This window comes from Sphingomonas sp. Leaf343, assembly GCF_001423765.1.
Lineage (GTDB): Bacteria > Pseudomonadota > Alphaproteobacteria > Sphingomonadales > Sphingomonadaceae > Sphingomonas.
The window spans coordinates 343,511-360,537 of the sequence record NZ_LMPG01000011.1 but is presented as its reverse complement, the minus strand read 5'-3'; the positions used below and the strand labels follow the sequence as shown (position 1 = coordinate 360,537).

18 protein-coding genes are annotated in these 17,027 nt (G+C 67.9%); 10 read left to right on the top strand and 8 right to left on the bottom strand.

Annotated features, from left to right (window positions below):
* Positions 1-446: 446 nt before the first annotated feature.
* From ASG07_RS09455 to ASG07_RS09415, 9 genes are all read left to right on the top strand, one after another.
* On the top strand, positions 447-3,728 hold the full coding sequence (locus ASG07_RS09455; protein WP_201780986.1) for a family 43 glycosylhydrolase: 3,282 nt from the start codon (positions 447-449) through the stop codon (positions 3,726-3,728).
* Between the two features lie 276 nt (positions 3,729-4,004).
* Positions 4,005-4,748 carry an SDR family NAD(P)-dependent oxidoreductase gene (locus ASG07_RS09450; protein ID WP_055844907.1) on the top strand — a complete coding sequence of 248 codons (744 nt, stop codon included), beginning with the start codon at positions 4,005-4,007 and terminating at the stop codon, positions 4,746-4,748.
* A 22-nt stretch (positions 4,749-4,770) separates the two neighbouring features.
* Positions 4,771-5,532: an SDR family NAD(P)-dependent oxidoreductase gene (locus ASG07_RS09445; RefSeq protein WP_082474689.1), complete on the top strand. Its 762-nt coding sequence runs from the start codon at positions 4,771-4,773 to the stop codon at positions 5,530-5,532.
* Positions 5,526-6,647, top strand: coding sequence for an oxidoreductase (locus ASG07_RS09440; RefSeq protein WP_055844900.1), 1,122 nt, complete (start codon positions 5,526-5,528; stop codon positions 6,645-6,647). Before ASG07_RS09445 ends, ASG07_RS09440 begins: the two co-directional genes overlap by 7 nt.
* Before the next feature lie 128 nt (positions 6,648-6,775).
* Complete coding sequence (locus ASG07_RS09435; RefSeq protein ID WP_156361807.1) at positions 6,776-7,390, top strand: YceI family protein; 615 nt, start codon at positions 6,776-6,778, stop codon at positions 7,388-7,390.
* A 69-nt stretch (positions 7,391-7,459) separates the two neighbouring features.
* The gene (locus ASG07_RS09430; RefSeq protein WP_055844897.1) at positions 7,460-8,035 is read left to right on the top strand and encodes a cytochrome b; all 576 of its coding nucleotides are present in this window, start codon (positions 7,460-7,462) and stop codon (positions 8,033-8,035) included.
* Between the two features lie 12 nt (positions 8,036-8,047).
* Positions 8,048-8,608 (top strand): YceI family protein, encoded by a 561-nt coding sequence (locus tag ASG07_RS09425; RefSeq protein ID WP_055844894.1) that lies wholly within the window; start codon positions 8,048-8,050, stop codon positions 8,606-8,608.
* A gap of 10 nt (positions 8,609-8,618) precedes the next feature.
* Positions 8,619-9,368, top strand: coding sequence for an SDR family oxidoreductase (locus ASG07_RS09420; protein WP_055845097.1), 750 nt, complete (start codon positions 8,619-8,621; stop codon positions 9,366-9,368).
* A 23-nt stretch (positions 9,369-9,391) separates the two neighbouring features.
* Positions 9,392-10,003: an NAD(P)-dependent oxidoreductase gene (locus ASG07_RS09415; protein ID WP_055844892.1), complete on the top strand. Its 612-nt coding sequence runs from the start codon at positions 9,392-9,394 to the stop codon at positions 10,001-10,003.
* A gap of 36 nt (positions 10,004-10,039) precedes the next feature.
* On the opposite strand, the gene ASG07_RS09410 is transcribed toward ASG07_RS09415, so the two are convergent.
* Genes ASG07_RS09410 through ASG07_RS09400 form a run of 3 tightly spaced genes read right to left on the bottom strand, consistent with a single transcriptional unit; the run spans position 10,040 to position 11,915 of the window.
* Complete coding sequence (locus tag ASG07_RS09410; RefSeq protein WP_055844889.1) at positions 10,040-10,438, bottom strand: nuclear transport factor 2 family protein; 399 nt, start codon at positions 10,436-10,438, stop codon at positions 10,040-10,042.
* A gap of 3 nt (positions 10,439-10,441) precedes the next feature.
* The gene (locus tag ASG07_RS09405) at positions 10,442-11,257 is read right to left on the bottom strand and encodes an MBL fold metallo-hydrolase (protein WP_156361806.1); all 816 of its coding nucleotides are present in this window, start codon (positions 11,255-11,257) and stop codon (positions 10,442-10,444) included.
* Positions 11,258-11,288: 31 nt separating this feature from the next.
* Positions 11,289-11,915 (bottom strand): DsbA family protein, encoded by a 627-nt coding sequence (locus ASG07_RS09400; protein WP_055844886.1) that lies wholly within the window; start codon positions 11,913-11,915, stop codon positions 11,289-11,291.
* Between the two features lie 77 nt (positions 11,916-11,992).
* Here ASG07_RS09400 and ASG07_RS09395 point away from each other — a divergent pair, with 77 nt between their 5' ends.
* The gene (locus tag ASG07_RS09395) at positions 11,993-12,919 is read left to right on the top strand and encodes a LysR family transcriptional regulator (protein WP_055844883.1); all 927 of its coding nucleotides are present in this window, start codon (positions 11,993-11,995) and stop codon (positions 12,917-12,919) included.
* A gap of 3 nt (positions 12,920-12,922) precedes the next feature.
* Here the strand turns inward: ASG07_RS09395 and ASG07_RS09390 are convergent, their stop codons facing one another.
* Genes ASG07_RS09390 through ASG07_RS09370 form a run of 5 tightly spaced genes read right to left on the bottom strand, consistent with a single transcriptional unit; the run spans position 12,923 to position 16,854 of the window.
* Complete coding sequence (locus tag ASG07_RS09390) at positions 12,923-13,945, bottom strand: Atu2307/SP_0267 family LLM class monooxygenase (protein ID WP_055844879.1); 1,023 nt, start codon at positions 13,943-13,945, stop codon at positions 12,923-12,925.
* Positions 13,946-13,972: 27 nt separating this feature from the next.
* On the bottom strand, positions 13,973-14,407 hold the full coding sequence (locus tag ASG07_RS09385) for a nuclear transport factor 2 family protein (protein WP_168377329.1): 435 nt from the start codon (positions 14,405-14,407) through the stop codon (positions 13,973-13,975).
* Between the two features lie 21 nt (positions 14,408-14,428).
* On the bottom strand, positions 14,429-15,271 hold the full coding sequence (locus ASG07_RS09380) for a pirin family protein (RefSeq protein ID WP_055844874.1): 843 nt from the start codon (positions 15,269-15,271) through the stop codon (positions 14,429-14,431).
* Positions 15,272-15,294: 23 nt separating this feature from the next.
* Positions 15,295-15,903, bottom strand: a complete 609-nt coding sequence (locus tag ASG07_RS09375) for an FMN-dependent NADH-azoreductase (protein WP_055844871.1) — start codon at positions 15,901-15,903, stop codon at positions 15,295-15,297.
* A 33-nt stretch (positions 15,904-15,936) separates the two neighbouring features.
* Entirely contained in the window at positions 15,937-16,854 is a 918-nt protein-coding gene (locus tag ASG07_RS09370; RefSeq protein WP_055844868.1) for a pirin family protein, read from the bottom strand.
* Positions 16,855-17,027 lie beyond the last annotated feature (173 nt).

Genomic DNA, 17,027 nt, shown 5'->3' with positions numbered 1-17,027 from the left:
ATCGCGCCCCAAGGACGTGATGACCCAGAAGCGGACGTCCAGACGTCCTCGGCCGGTTCCCGAAAGCGGACACTCGTTAATCACGGCTTGGTCGCCGTCAGATTAGCTATGATGGCTTCACCAACCACGCTCGTTCGGTGTTCAGCCCGCCCCTTCCCTCTCGCGCAATCGGGTAGCGCACTGAATAGGAGTGTCCCGCACCCGCCTGTGCATAGAGCCACGCAAGCGCTGGGAGGCGAGCCCGCTCAGTGGGCGGACGGTTCCGGTTCTAGCTAAACGACCGGCTAGCCTTTATTCATCGTCCCGGGCTTGATCCGGGACGACGAGGTTCGGTGAGCGAGCGAGCTTCGAAGATCGGTCGGCCGGAGCTTCGACTTGACGGAATCAACGCCCTAGAGACGATGACGGCCCGGCGGATCGACCGCCCGGCGATCGGGAGACGATGGTTGAAGTTCACCTCAGGGTTCGCGCGCCCCCTGCTGCTGCTCGCCGCGGCGGTCGCGCTGAGCGGCGCGACGTCGGCGGCCGAACCCGTTGCGCCTGCGCCTGCCGGCGCGGCCTATCTCTTCGTCTATTTTACCGAGAACACGATCGACGGCGAGAAGCTGCGGTTCGCGATTTCTGACGGCAACAATGCCCTGCAGTGGAAGACGCTCAACGATGGCCGGCCGATGCTACAATCGAATGAGGGCACGCGCGGGCTGCGCGACCCGTTCATCATGCGCTCCGCGGAGGGTGACCGTTTCTTCCTGCTCGCCACCGATCTGTCGGCAGCGCGCACCGGCTGGGGCGACGCGACGCGCCACGGCAGCCAGTATCTCGAGATCTGGGAATCCACCGACCTGATCCATTGGGGCAAGCAGCGCCACGTTCGCGTCAACCTGCCTGCTGCCGGCATGACGTGGGCGCCCGAGGCGACCTATGACCCGACAATCGGCGCCTATGTCGTCTATTGGACCTCGACGCTCTACAAGGACGCGGCACATATGGTGGAGGATGGCGAGGGACCGCAGATCCTGACCGCCACAACCCGCGACTTCCGCACCTTCACCACCCCGACGCCATGGTTCAAGGCCGCCGACGTGCCGGGCGCGGTCAGGGCCAAGGGGATGATCGACGCGACCGTGATGAAGGATCGCGGCCTTTATTACCGCTTCACCAAGATCAGCGACGCGCGCGCCTGCGCATCGAGCGACATCCTGGCGCAGGTCTCGCCATCGCTGCGCACTGACGGCGCCTCGGGGCAATGGAAGATCCTCGATCGCTGCATCGGCCGTCGCGCCGGCACGCCCGAAGTGGAGGGGCCTACCGCCTTCGTCGCCAATCCGGGCGACACAAGCGGGTTCAAATACTTCCTGTGGGTCGATGATTACGGCGGGGCCGGCTATATCCCGCTCGCCACCAACGCGCTCGACGGCAAGATCGCCTGGACCTATCCGCGCGACTTCCACCTGCCGCCGTCGCCGCGCCACGGCACCGTCCTGTCGATCACCGCGGCCGAACGCGAGCGGATCGAGGCGCACTGGCGCAGCACGACGCCGGAGGGCGCCGACGTCACGGCACGCTGGGTGGTGCCTCCGGTGCTGGCGTCGGGGACGCAGCTGCCGGTGCCGGTCGGCTTCGCCGCGACATGGCGCGCCGACGGGCAGGCGTTGCGCGACGACGTCCTCACCAACCGCGATGCGGCGGCGCGGGTCGTTCGGCTCGAGGGCAGACTGACGCGTGCGGACGGGACGACGCTCACCAAAAGCTTCACGGTCCGCGTGCTCAGCAGCGGCGCTCGGCAGTTGGAAGCCTATGCGCGCACGCCCACCGGCGCGCATGACGCGAACCAGCCGACCGTGGCGCGCAGCGTGCATCTCACGCTCTCCGGCGCCGATGGTCGCATGACGCCGCTCAACGACGATTATGGCGTGCTGTTCGCGAAGGGCGATTATACCGGCGTCGACCGGGTCGCATTGCGCGGGGTCGCCGATCCGTCGCTGTTCCACTTCGCAGACGGTGCGCTCGGCGTGATCGCGACGCGGGTCGATATGGCGGGCAAGCCCGATCCCGCCGAGACGGCGACTGTGATCTTCCGCAGCGATATCGCGCGCGCGGGCGACTTCGAGGAGTTGGGCACGCTCGACCTGCGCAGCGCCGATGGCGTTGCGCAGCCGCACGCGATCTGGGACAGCGCTGCGCGTCGCTATCTCGTATCATGGACTGACGGCAACGCGCAGCAGCGCTGGACGACGGTCGCCAATCTGGCTCGGACCGAGTGGCAGGCTGCGACGTGGCAGCCGGACGACGGGGGGCGGCGGCGGCGGATCGTCTCGGCCGGCAATGTCGGCGACGCGCGGATCGGGGCGGTGACCACCTCCGATACGCTGGCGATCAGCGCCGAAACCGCAGCCGCCCTCACCCATCGCTTCGGCCGCGTCGTCAACACCAGCGCGACGGTCGCGCCGCAAAAGATCGCCGCGGGTCGCAGCACCGATCTTGGTAGCGCGCGGGTGACGCTCGGCTATTCGGACGGCTCCACCGCGACGCGCGCGGTCGACTGGGATGCCGCCGATCTGGCGAAGCTCACGCGACCGGGCCGCTATCTGGTCCATGGCACGGTCCGCCAGCGGCGCTATCCGGCGATCTTCGCCTATAACCGCGCCGATCCCGACATTTATCGCTGGGAGAAGGACGGGCGGGTGCGCTATCTGCTCACCGCCACCGACGACACCGACAACGACAATGTCGGCTCCGTGCACCTGCCGCTGCGCGTCGCCGACCGGATTGCAGACCTCGCCGATGCCAGTGGCGCGCGCGCGCGCGAGGTCGACCTGCTCAACCGCCGCGCCCGCCGTGACCGCACCACCGAAGGCCGCGTGATCGCCGGCTGTTACTGGGCGCCCGAAATCCACGAGATCGGCGGCAAGCTGTCGATCCTGTTCGCGCCCTGCTTCAACCCGAAGGACGACCAGTCGAACGAAGGCGGCGTGTGGTCGCGGGTCGCGTCGCACCTCATCCAGTTGCGCGAGGGCGGCGATCCCGCCAACCCGGCCGACTGGTCGCGGCCCGCCGCGATCCGCAAGGCCGACGGCACCCCGCTCGGCCGCGCGGAGATGCCGACGAACATAAGCCTCGACATGTCGTTCTTCACGGTCGGGGAACGGGCTTATTACATCTGGTCGCAGCGCTATCTGCCGGCGTCGGGCTCGCTCGGCGATCCGCTGACGTGGATCGCGCCGGTCGACCCCTCGCATCCGACACGGCTGGCCGGCGCGCCGATGCCGATCATCGCGCCGCAGACCTCGGTCGAGGAGAATCTTGCCGAGGGCGCGTTCGCGCTCAGCCGCAAGGGGCGGCTGACGCTCGTCTATTCCAGCTCGGGGGTCAGCCCAACCTATGTCGTCAACGGCATCTCCGCACCGCTCGATGCCGATCTGACGCGGATCGACTCGTGGCGGAAATGGGCGGCTCCGTTGCAGAAGAGCGTGGCGATGCCGGCCGGGGTCACCGACTATCGCCGCTACGAACAGGGGCCGGGGCATGGCGCCTTCACCACCGACGAGGACGGCAACACACTCTATGTCTACCATACCTGGGGCAATGGCGTCGGCGGCGACGGGCGTGATGCGCGGGTGCGTCGCGTCCATTGGGCCGCCGACGGTCGTCCGCTGCTCGACATGACCCGCGACGAGGAGGTCGCCCCCGCCAACCGCCGCGTAACGATGGTGGTAACAACGTCTTAGCAAGGCTTGGCGATTTGACCCACTTTCGGTCATTCGCTGCGCCGTTCCCGTTCCCCAATCCCGCCATCTGTTCATTAGACATCGACGGAATGCTGAATCGCGTTGGGTCCAATGTCTAAAGCGGACAATCATTGTGCGAAAGGTTCGAGTTTATCGAACGCTCATTCCTATATTAGCTGGGTTTCACGAACAGCACTCGCATGTGATCTCGTCGCACGGCGATGACGTAGGCCGGATGCCCCTATCGGTCGGTCTCGAACAGACAGCGAGGACTCCATGACAGATTTTTCCACACATCAAGGTCGCGTCGCTATTGTCACGGGCGCCGGTCGGGGTATCGGCGCTGCGATCGCCCTAGGGTTTTCACGACGCGGCGCGAAAGTCGTGGCTGCAGACCTTTCCATGCCCGATGACACTGTCGCCGCGATCGGTGCGAGTGCGATTGGCGTCGCCGCCGACGTGTCGAGTCCTGAGGGCTGGGCGGCGATCGAACGAGCCGCAAGCGCAGCGTTCGGCGATGTCGGCATCGTGGTCAACAACGCGGCCTATTATCCCAACCACCTCATCGACGAACTCAATTTTGAAACCTGGCGCCGCACGATGTCGGTCAACCTCGACGCCCAGTTCCTGTCGGCCAAGCAGTTCCTGCCGGCGATGCGGCGCAACGGTTGGGGCCGGTTCGTCGGCATTTCGTCCAACTCGATCGGCCTAAACGTGCAGGGCATGAGCCAGCACATGGCGTCGAAGATGGGCATCATCGGCTTCATGCGTGGCCTCGCAAACGACGTCGCGGCCGACGGCATCACCTGCAACGCAATCCTGCCCGGTCTGACCCACACCGTCGCCACCGAGGCGCAGGGCGAGGAGGCGCGACGCGCGGTGTGGCAGGCGCAGGCGATCCAGCGCTTCGCCGAACCCGACGAGATCGTCGGCCCGGTGCTGTTCCTGACCAGCGACGACGCAGCGTTCATGACCGCGCAGGCGGTCGTCGTCGACGGCGGGCAATATCGGGTCGGCTGACCTTCCGACAGGAGTGACGGACATGGCGGAACGTTTGCAGGACAAGGTGTGCATCATCACCGGCTCCGGCGGCAGCATCGGGCGCGAGGCGGCGTTGCGCTTCGCCGCGGAAGGCGCGCTGGTGGTCGGGACCGACGTGAATGCCGCGGGCGCGCAGGCTACGGTCGATGCGGTGACGGCGGCGGGCGGGCGGATGGTGTCGATCCACCCCGCCGATCTCGGCACGATGGCGGGATGCCAGCAGGTCGTGGACTTCGCGACTCGCGAATTTGGCCGGATCGACGTGCTATTCAACAATGCGGCGATGGCGCATTTCAACTGGATCGAGGACATCACCGAGGACGAGTGGCGGCAGAATACGCGCGACGAGGTCGATCTGGTGTTCTTCCTGACCAAGAGCGCGTGGCCGCATCTGAAGGCCAGCGGCGGGACGATCGTCAACACAGCCTCGCTGACCGGGCATCGGGTGTTCCGGACGCTGGGCGGGCTGGCGCACGCGACCGCGAAGATGGGCATCGTCGGCATGACCAAGCAGCTGGCGATGGAGGGCCGCGACCACGGGATGCGCGCCAACTCGATCTCGCCTGGCGTGATCGAGACCAGCCAGACGGTCGAGCAGCTGAAGGACAAGGAGTGGGCCGACTATATGCTCGGCAAGACGCTGGTCGGACGGCTCGGCAAGCCGGGCGAGGTCGCCAACGTCGCGCTGTTCCTCGCGTCCGACGAAAGTTCGTTCGTGACGGGCGTCGATATCAAGGTCGATGGAGGCATGGCGATATGGTAAGTCTGGACCCAACGGCGCTGCACCACGATATCCTGTTCCGGTCTGGGCATATCGGTGCGCTCAACGTCCGCAATCGTATCGTGATGGCGCCGATGACGCGGTCGCGCTCGCCCGGCGGGGTGCCCGGCCCCGACGTCGCGGCCTATTACCGGCGACGCGCGGAAGGGGGCGTCGGGCTGATCGTCACCGAAGGCACATGGGTGCCGCACTGGAGCGCGTCGGACGATTCCGATGCGCCGACCTTCCACGGCGACACCGCGCTTGCGGGGTGGAAGCATGTGGTCGACGAGGTCCACGCCGCCGGCGCCGCGATCATGCCGCAGCTGTGGCATGTCGGGCAGCTGCTCGACAAGTCGGGTGCGTCGCGCGGGCACCTGTTCGGGCCGTCGGGGATGACCGGCGGCGTCGGCATCGCGCCGACCGCGACCGACACGCCGGCGTCGCAGGCGGAGATCGACGCGGTCATCGACGCCTATGCGACCGCGGCCCTGTCCGCGAAGCAACTCGGGTTCGATGGCGTCGAGCTTCATTCCGGGCATGGCTATCTAATCGACCAGTTCTTCTGGGCGGACACCAATCGCCGCACGGATCGCTATGGCGGCGACGTGGCCGGGCGCACCCGTTTCGCGGTCGAGATCGTGCAGGAGATCAAGCGCCGCGCGGGGCCTCGCTTTCCCGTCACGCTGCGCTTCTCGCAGTGGAAGATGCATGATTTCGGCGCGCGGCTGTTCGCGAATCCGACGGAAATGGCGGCGTTTCTGGAGCCGCTGGTCGATGCCGGGGTCGATGCGTTCCACGCGTCGCAGCGGCGCTTCTGGGAGGGCGAGTTCGGGACCGACCTGCATCTGGCGGCCTGGGCCCAGAAACTGTCGGGCAAGCCGGGCATCGCGGTCGGTTCGGTGACGCTGCAGCGCGACCTGATCGACAGCTTCGACGGATCGGGCAGCGAGGCCGCCGACAATCTGCCGCTGTTGCGCAGGCGGATGGAGCGCGGCGATTTCGATTTCATCGCGGTCGGCCGTGCACTGATCGCCAATCCGGACTGGCCACGGCGGGTGCACAGGGAACAGCCGATCGTGCCCTACGCCCAAAGCGCGCTCGCGACGCTTGAATAGGATCGTTCGAAACGGTCGAACGATCTGGTCGAAACTATTCCGCTGCCCGGGACGATCATTCCCGGCCACATACGCCACAGCATCGCTGCCGGTCACGGAGCGTCCGCCCAAGAGAAAGGGAAACTGCCATGAAGATGATGATCGCCGCCGCCCTGTCGATCACCGCGCTTGCCGCCACCACTGCGACGGTGGCGCAGACTGCGCCCGCCGCTGCTCCCGCCAGCATCAAGGCGGGCACCTACACCGTCGAAACCTATCACACGCTGGTGCGGTTCGGCGTGAACCATTTCGGCATCAACGAATTCTTCGGCACCTTCCCGGGCGCGAAGGGCAGCCTGACGATCGATCCAAAGAACCTGGCGGCGACGAAGCTCGACGTGGCGGTGCCGGTCGCGACCGTGTCGACCACCAATGCGACGCTCGACAACGAACTGGTGGGCGCCGACTGGCTCGATGCCGCGAAGTTCCCCGAGATGCGTTTCGTGTCGACCAGGGTCACGCGCACCGGCGCGACGACGGCGACCGTGGCGGGCAACCTGACGCTGCACGGCGTGACCCGGCCGGTGACGCTCGATGCGACGTTCGATGCGGCGGCGACCAATCCGATGAACAAGGCGTATACGCTCGGCTTCAAGGGCAGCGGCGTCATCAAGCGGACCGAGTTCGGCGTCAGCAAGTACGCGCCGATGGTCAGCGACGAGACGACCATCGCGATCAGCGCGGCGTTCGAATACAAGGGCTGATCGTTCGCTCTTGATGCTCCGTCCGGCGCGGCCGGGCGGCGCGTCATCTCGCGTCGAAGGGGATCCTCCATGCGCACCCGCTACTCGACCGTCGCCATGGTCCTTCACTGGATCATCGCGCTGCTGATCCTGGCCAATCTGCTGCTCGGCTGGTGGATGGGCTATCTGACCGGCATGGACCAGTTTGCGAAGTTCCAGCTGCACAAGTCGATCGGCATCACCGTGCTGGTGCTGAGCGTGGCGCGCCTCGCCTGGCGCATGCTCAACCCGCCGCCGCCCAGCGTCGCGCCGATGAAGCCGTGGGAGCACCGGGTCGCCAGCGCCACCCACTGGTTCTTCTACGTCATGATGATCGGCATGCCGCTGACCGGCTGGGCGATGGTGTCGGTCAGCAAGTACAATCTGCCGACGCTGCTGTGGAAGACGATTCCGTGGCCGCATATCGGCTTTCTCCACGCGCTGGACCCTGCCGCCAAGGCGGCGGTCGAGGCGGTCAGCGGTGGCGTCCACCTGTATCTCGCGCTGGGCGGCGCGGCGCTGATCGCGCTGCATGTCGCCGCCGCGCTCAAGCATCAATTCGTCACGCGTGACGGCGTCCTGGGCCGGATGGTTCCGGGCCTGCGCAGTACGCCGACCGTCAACTAAGGAGACTCGACCATGCGCCATTTTCCCATCGCCGCCGCCGTCCTGGTCGCGGTCCCCGCCATCGCCGCACCCGCGCCGTCGTGGACCATCGACAAGGCGCGATCGCAGGTCGCGTTCGTCGCCGGCATGAATGGGCAGGCTATTAACGGCAGCTTGAAACGCTTCGACGCGCGGATCGCGTTCGATCCCGCCAATCTCGCCGGATCGAGCGTCGCGGCGGTGATCGACACCGCATCGGCCGCGACCGGTGACGCCTCGCGCGATGAATCGCTGCCGACACCCGACTGGTTCAACGTCCGCGCCTTCCCCCGCGCGACGTTCGTGTCGAAGTCGTTCAAAAGCCTGGGCGGCAACCGCTATCAGGCGGCAGGGACGCTGACGATCCGCGGTGTCGCAAGGCCGATCGTCCTGCCGTTCCAGCTTGCGATCAACGGCAATGCCGCACAGATGCGCGGTACGCTGACGATCGACCGGCGCTGGTTCGGCGTGGGGCAGGGTCAGTTCGCCACCCCGGATACGGTCGCTGCGAACGTGAAGATCAACATCGCCATCAATGCCCGCAAGGCGGGGTGAGGACATCGTCATGCAGCGTACCGGCAACACCATCCTCATCACCGGCGGCGGATCCGGCATCGGCGCGGCGCTGGCCCGCCGCTTCCATGATCTGGGCAACACCGTCATCATCGCCGGACGGCGGCACGCGGCGCTCGATGACGCCGCGGCAGGTCGGGAGAACGTCCACACGATGATGCTCGATGCCGACGATCCGGCGGCGATCAGGGCGTTCGCGCAGGACGTCACCGCACGCTTCCCCGGGCTGAACGTGCTCATCAACAATGCCGGGATCATGCGTGTCGAGCCGCTCGACACCGCGCGCGACCTGGGCGATGCGGAAGGCACGATCGCGACCAACCTGCTCGGTCCGATCCGCATGATCGACGCGCTGGTCGATCACCTCGTCGCGCGCGGCGACGGGGCGATCGTCAACGTCACCTCGGGCCTCGCCTTCGTGCCGCTGGTCCAGACCCCGACCTATTCGGCGACCAAGGCGGCGCTGCATTCCTACACCGTCTCGCTGCGCACCGCGCTGGCGGGCAGGGTCGAGGTCATCGAACTGGCGCCGCCCGCGGTCCAGACCGAGCTGACCCCCGGCCAGTCGACGCGCGAGGGCTATCAGCCGCTCGACGACTTCGCCGACGAGGTGCTGGCGCTGTTCGCGCAGGAGCCGATCCCGGCCGAGATCCTTGTCCAGCGCGTCCACCCGCTGCGCTTCGCCGAACGCGACGACCGGTTCGCGGCGACGCTTAACCGACTGAACGGCCAGGCACACTGATCTCCTCGCGAAAGGATATCATCATGGCAAAGATCGCCCTCATCGGCGCATCGGGAAACGCCGGTGCGTGCATCCTGCAAGAACTGTCGGATCGCGGCCACAGCGTCACCGCCATCGCGCGTCATCCGGACCGGATCGCGACGCTGCCCGGCGTCACCGCCGTGCACGGCGACGTGGCGGACGCGACGCAACTGGCGACCTTGCTCGCGGGGCATGACGCGGTCGTCAGCTTGGTCCATTTCTCGGCCAGCGATCCGCACGCGCTGATCGCCGCCGTCCGGCAATCGGGCGTGCCGCGCTATCTGGTGGTCGGCGGCGCAGGCAGCTTGGAGGTGGCACCCGGCGTCCGGTTGCTCGACAGCCCGGACTTTCCCGACGCCTACCGGCCCGAGGCGACCAAGGGGGCAGAATTTCTCGACCTGCTGCGCGCCGAGCCGACGCTGAACTGGACGTTCCTGTCGCCGTCGGCGATGTTCGTCGCGGGCGAGCGGACCGGCGTGTTCCGGCTGGGCAAGGACGCGCTTCTGTCGGATGACCAGGGCTCGAGCATCTCGTTCGCGGACTATGCCATCGCAATGGTCGATGAGATCGAACGCCCTGCCCACAGTCGCCAGCGCTTTACGGTCGGCTATTGAACAGCGACCGGCGGCATCGCTGCCGCCGGTCCACACTCAATCGTTGGGGGTCAGCGCCGCCATCACGGTCGCGCTGTCGACATATTGCTCCATCGTCACGATCCTGCCGCCCTCCAGCCGGTAGAGGTGCGCGAAGGTCGCGGTCATCGCCTTGCCGGTAGCGCGGTACGTCCCCGAATAGACGCCGAACGCCGCGACGCGGTCGCCGTCCTCGAGATAGGTGTGGACCTCGGCCTTGTACCCCTCCCACTCAGTGCCGAGCCGGTGGAAGACGTTCTCGACGATCGCGTCGTAGCCGACATAGGTGCCGGCATAGGGGAACCCCGCCGCCTCGGTCCATGTCGCATGCGGCGCGAGCGCGGCCTTCAGGTTTGCGCCGTTCTCGGCGGACGAGCCTTCATAGGTGGCGCGGATAATGTCCTTGTTCGTCGCCATGGTTCAGCCCCACGCCATCTCGCCGGTCGCGACCTTCGCGCCGACCTGCAACGCCACGCCCATCCCGGCATCGGGGTAACGCGCGGTCATCGCCGCGATCAGCGCCGCGCTGTCGGGCTCCTTCGCGAGTTCCTCCTCGAACGCGCGCAGGTAGTCGCGGGTGTAGGTCAGCGCCGCCGCTCCGGTCGGCGCGTCGGGGGTCATGTGCCCCGGCACAACGACCGCGGGATCGCGCGCCAGCATCGCGTCGAGCTGCGCGATCCACGCGGCGCGCCCCGCCGCGCTGTTGGTGTCCGCGGTCCAGACATGGACGCCCGAGAAGACCAGCACGCCGCCAACGATCGCCGACAGCGACGGCACCCAAAGGTAACGCCGGTTGGCGGGGCCATCCGCCGCGACGATCTCGACGCACTCGCCATCGACGGTCAGCGCGGTGTCGGTGAAGGGTGTCGGCATGACCACGTCGTCCAGCGTCTTCGGCCCGTTGTCGCCGAGCTGCGGTCCCCAGGTCGCCAGCTTCTTCGCCACGTTCGCCTCGATCGCAGCGATCGTCTCGGGGGCGGCCAGCACGCGCGCGTCGGGGAACGCCGCCGTGATCGGTGCCAGGCTGAAATAATAATCGGGGTCGCTCTGGCTGACATAGATCGTGGTCAGCGTCCGCCCCGTCGCGGCGATCGCCTCCGCCAGCGCGCGCCCGTCCGGCAGGGTGAAGCCGCCATCGACCAGCACCGCCTCGGTCGCGCCCCATAGCAGCACGGGGGCGCGGAAGAAGCCGTGCTCGCCGGCGGGGAAGGATTGCCAGTGCAGCGTGTCGGTCATGGTCTGTCTCCTGTGATGGGGTGAAAGCGGATCAGGCGGCCAGCAGCGACAACGGGTCGCGGTATAGCTGGTTCGTATCGATCGGGGTCAGCGTGTCGCGGTCGATCCGTAACAGCGCGGGCACGCCGCGCAGGCCATGCGCGCGCAGGATCGACCCGGCGCGGTCCAGCCGCTGGCGGGTGGCGGCGTGCAGCGCGGGCGCGTCCGCGACCAGCGCGACCGCCGCCCGCTCCAGTCCCGCCGCGTGCAACAGATCGGCCAGCACGCCGGTATCGGCGATATCCTGCCCGTCATGGTAGCGCGCGCGCTGGATCAGGCCGAGCAGCGCCAGTTCGCGGTCGGGCGCGGTACGCGCGACCGCGGTCAGCGCCAGCGTCGCGGGGCCGCTGTCCAGCCGCACGTCGCCGCCGTCCGTGATGCGCGCGCAATAGGCGTCGCCGAACGTCGCGCCGGTGGCGGCGGCGATCGCGCGGTCGCTGGTCAAGATGTGCGTCGCCATGCCCCGGTCGAGCGTCCGAGCGCCCGCACCGGCGAACAGGCCGGTGGGCAGCGGCTCGACCGCCACGCCGGGCTGTGCCGCCAGCGTCGCGATGGCACCCGACGCGCCGTAGCACCAGCCGCATAGCGGATCGAAGAGGTAGAGGAAGCGGGTCGTCATGTGACTGTTCTCCATGATGACGGAGATATGCGCGCAACCGATTGCCGGGGCTAGATCGACGATCTATCCATCACCGTATGCCAACAGCATACAGTCCGCGCGCCGCCGCCCATCACGGCATCAACAATCTGAAACGGCTCGCCTATTTTGCGGAGGTGATCGAAACCGGATCGTTCACCGCGGCGGCCACGCGGCTGGGGATCACGAAGGCGGTGGTCAGCAGTCAGGTCGCCCGGCTGGAACAGGCGTTCGAAACCACGCTGCTGATCCGCACGACCCGCAGCGTGCGGCCGACCGAGGAGGGGCGCATCTTCTACGAACACTGCGCCCGGATCCTGTCGGAGGCGCAGGCGGCGTTCGACGGTCTGGCGGCGGGGGACGGCGCGCCGACCGGGCTGCTGCGGCTGACCGCGCCGCTCGATTACGGCGTCGCAATGGTGGTGCCGGCGATCGCCGCGTTCCGTCAACGCTTTCCCGGCTGCGCCGTCGATCTGATGCTGAGCGATGCGACGCTCGATCCGGTCGGCAGCGATATCGAACTCGCGATCCGGGTCGGCTGGCTGACCGACAGCGCGCTGCGCGCGCGGTCGATCGGGACGTTCGGGCAGGTGCTGGTCGCCGGCCCGGACCATGCGGTCGCGCCGGATGCGACGCCCGCCGACGTCGCGGCGCGGCCGTTCGTCGCCAACAGCAACCTCGGCGATCCGCTCGGCTGGACGTTCCGGTCGGAGACGGGCGCGACGCAGACGGTGCGCTTCGCGACGACGCTGGCGATCAGTGCGACGACCGGCGTGGCGCAGGCGGCGCGCGACGGCGCCGGGCTCGCGATCCTGCCCGATTTCGCAGTGGCGGACGATCTGGCGAGCGGACGGCTGGTCCGGCTGCTACCTGGATGGGCGCTCGATCGCGGCGGCATTCACGCGGTGATGCCGGGCACGCGCTTTCGTCCGGCGCGCGTCACCGCCTTTCTCGATATCCTCACCGATCGCGAGCGGCGACGCTGACTCCTATCGCATGTGCGGCCGCACCGCCTGCCCGAGCAGCTCGATCGACCGCAGCATCGCGGGCTGGTCGCGCGCGGCCGAACTCATCTGGAACGTCACCCGGTCGATCCCGCCCAGATCGCGGTCGGCCTGCTGCAACTGCGCGACGACGGTGTCGGGACTGCCGATCAGGAACGCGCCGCGCGGTCCCGTCATCTGGTCGTATTGTGCGCGGGTCGCGGGCGGCCAGCCGCGTTCCGCGCCGACCTTGGTGAACATGTACTGCCAGCCGGGGAAGAAGGCGTCGCGCGCCTGGCTATCAGAGTCGGCGACGAAGCCCAGCGCATGGACCCCGACCTTCAGCGTCTCAGGCGCATGCCCCGCCGCCGCCCCGGCGCGGCGATACAGGTCGACGAGCGGGCGGAAGCGCGCGATCTCCCCGCCGATGATCGCAACCATCAGCGGCAGGCCGAGCGTGCCCGCGCGGACGAACGACTGCGGCGTGCCGCCGACGCCCAGCCAGACCGGCAGTACCGGCTGTTGCGGGCGCGGATAGATGCCCTGGCCGCGCAGCGGCGCGCGGAACTTGCCCGACCAGTCGATGGCGGCGCGCTCGCGGATCGCCAGCAGCAGGTCGAGCTTCTCGGCGAACAGCGCGTCGTAATCGTTCAGGTCGAACCCGAACAAGGGATATGCCTCGATCGACGATCCACGTCCGACCACCATCTCGACCCGGCCGCGCGCGATCAGGTCCAGCGTCGCGAATTCCTGGAACACGCGCACCGGATCGGCGGCGCTCAGTACGGTCACCGCGCTGGTCAGCCGGATATTGTTCGTCCGCGCGGCGGCGGCGGCGAGGATGACGGCGGGCGCGCTGTCGAGATAGTCGCTGCGATGGTGTTCGCCGACCCCGAACACGTCGAGGCCCGCGCGGTCCGCTGCGACGATTTCGTCGAGCAGGAACGCCATGCGATCGGCATCGCCGACCGGTGGCTCCTCGCCGAGTGCCGCGGATGTCGCGGCGAAGCTGTCGATGCCGATTTCCATGCCGTCGTCTCCGCTATCGCGTTCGATCTACCACTCGCGGCCGTCGTGACCCCAGCGGAAGCGTGCTTCGTCCTGCCCGGTATAGTCGGGATCGAGATAGACGTGGCACCTTACGATCAGCCCGTCGCGAAATTCGAAGACGTTGCAGAAGCGTCCGCCGGCGGTCTTGCTGCCGTCCCAGTCCACGCCGTTCAGCCGCCCGCGCGACGTGCCTTCGACGATGACATGGGGATCGCGCGCGACGTAGAGTAGGTTCTCCTTGTCGTGCTCGATCGCCTCCAGCTGGCCGGTAAAGCCCGACACCATCTCGAACACCGACTGCGGCCCGTGGCCGATGCCGAACTTCGGATAATAGAATTGCAGGTCGGGATGGAACAGCTCCATCAGCCGCGGGTCCTGTGCGTCGCTGCGGATGAAATACTCCTTCGCCACCTCGACGTTGCGGTTGTCCTGATCGGTCATCATGTCTCTCCTGTATGGGCGTCAGGCGTGCAGCAGCGCGGCGACGGCCGGCGTGCGGGCGAGCGCGGCGATGGTCCGCTGCCCTTCCGCCAGCGCCGCGGCGCTGGTGTGTACCGAGTGGCTACCCAGTACGAGCGGATGGGGATGACGCGCGGCCGAGCCGAGCACGAACTCGGTGGCGCCGTGCGCGACGACGTCGATCGCGTCGTCGCCGTCGCCGAACACGACCATCTCGCGCTCGGCGATCGTGTCGCCCACGCCCAGCCGCCCGCCGCTGACCGCCGCCCAGGCCACGTCGTGTCCGGCAGCGGGCGTGTAGGTCCAGCGCTCTCCATCGGCCAGCCGGACGTGCAGATAGGTCAGCGGCATCGGCAGCTCGATCGGTCCCGACACGCCGCCATACCGCCCGAGCAGGACGCGCACCGGTCCCTCGCTCTCGAAGGTTTCGGGGCCGAGATAGCGGCTCTCGGGTTCCGACAGCTCCAGTTCCGGCGGCAGCGCCAGCCATAGCTGGAAGCCGAGGATCGGCTGCCCGCCGAGCGGCTGGCCGGTGTGCCAGACGCCGCGGCCGGCGCGCATCCACTCGACCGCGCCGTCGTGCAGCGCGCCCGCCTCGCCGGTCGAATCGGCATAGGTCATGCCGCCGCGCAGGAAGGTGGTGTGCGTCGCGATCCCCGAATGGGGATGGGCGGAGACGCCGCCGGTGAAGCTGTCCGCCTCGAACAGGTCGAGGAAGACGAACGGCTTGACCAACTGACCCAGATCGCCCGGGCTCATCAGCCGGGTGATCGGCCCGTGGCGGGTGCCACGGGTCCGGTGGGTGATGGCCCGCGTGGTGGCGGGCCGGGTGGCGAGGCTGGCCATGGCGGCGTCTCCAATCAGGGGTTTCAGGCGGTGAGCGCGGCGATCTGCGCTTCGGCCGCCTCGATCGCGGCGGCGCGCTGTTCCGGGCCGACCGCGATGCCTTCCGCCACGATCGCCTCGGCATTCAGGCCGATGAAGGCGAAGGCGGTCTTCAGATAGGTCTCGGTGTGCTCGAACGACACGATCGGCGATTCACCGGTGTAGAAGCCGCCGCGCGCGACCGTCAGGATGATACGCTTGCCGGGAACGAGCCCGACCGGCGCGCCATCGACGTATTTGAACGTCTTGCCCGCCACCATGATGCGGTCGATCCACGCCTTCAGCTGGCTGGGGATGCCGAAATTGTATAGGCCGGCGCCGATCACGACGACGTCGGCGGCGATGAATTCGTCGAGCACCGCGGCGCTCTGGACGATCTCCGCCTGGAGCTCGGGGGTGCGATCCGCCTCGGCGCTCTGCAGCGCGGCGAGATAGCCGCCCGACAGATGCGGGATCGGATCGGCGGCGACGTCGCGATAGACGACCTCGATATCGTCGCGACCGGCGTGCAGCTGCGCGACGACTTGCGCCGACAGCTGGCGGCTGACCGAATAGCCGCCGAGGATGCTAGAATCGATGTGCAGGAGTTTCATGGCAGAATCCTTTCTGTGGTCTGAAGAGGAGAGTCAGGCCGCCGCGGACAGCGGCGGGGTTTCTGGAAGCGGGATGAATTCGACATCGTCGCCCGGCACGCCCGGAAAGCGGCGCTCGCGCCAGTCGGCGGCGGCCTGGTCGATGCGATCCCGGCGGCTGGAGACGAAGTTCCAGAAGATGTGGCGCGGCCCGTCGAGCGGTTCGCCGCCCATCAGCATCAGCCGGGTCGGGCCATCGGCGCGGACGACGATCTCGGTGCCCGGACGGAACACGACCAGCTTGTCCTTGCAGAAGACGCCGACCTGTCCCGTCACCTCGATGCCGCCCTCGACGACATAGACGGCGCGTTCGATGTGGCTGCTCTCGATCGCGAACCGCGCGCCCGGTGCCAGCACGATGTCGGCATAGAGCGTGTCCGAGAACAGGCGCGTCGGCGCGGTCTGTCCGCCGAAGCTGCCGGCCAGCAGCTTCATCTGGATGCCGCTGTCCGTCAGGACGGGGACATCCGCGGCGTCGACATGCTGGAAACCGGGGTCGGTCTCCTCCAGCGCCTGCGGCAGGCCCAGCCACGCCTGGAAGCCGAACATCGTCTCCTCGCGGCCGCGGCTGGCGGGGCCGCTGCGCTCCGAATGGACGATGCCGCGTCCGGCGGTCATCAAATTGACCTCGCCCGGGCGGATCGTCTGGACATAGCCTTCGCTGTCGCGATGGTCACTCTCGCCCTCGATCAGATAGGTGAGCGTGCTGAGGCCGATGTGCGGATGCGGGCGGGTGTCGGCGCCCTGGCCGGGACCGAGCACGACGGGGCCGAAGCTGTCGAGGAACACGAACGGCCCGACCATGCGGCGTTTGGCGGACGGTAGCGCACGGCGCACCGAGAAGTCGCCCAGATCGCGCGTCGCGGGCAGGATCATCTGTTCGACCGGACCGGTATGGGATGAAAGCGTCATCGTGGCGTCTCCTGGAACGATGGTCGTGCCGACGGCGCTTCCGGACCGGGGAGGGGGGATTGCCCGGAAGCGCCGTCTCGATCCCCAGATATGCGGCGGGAAGGTTCGCGAAAACCGGCCAAGTTTAGATCGAAATGTTCGATGGAATCGGTATGATGCGGCGACGGGCCTCC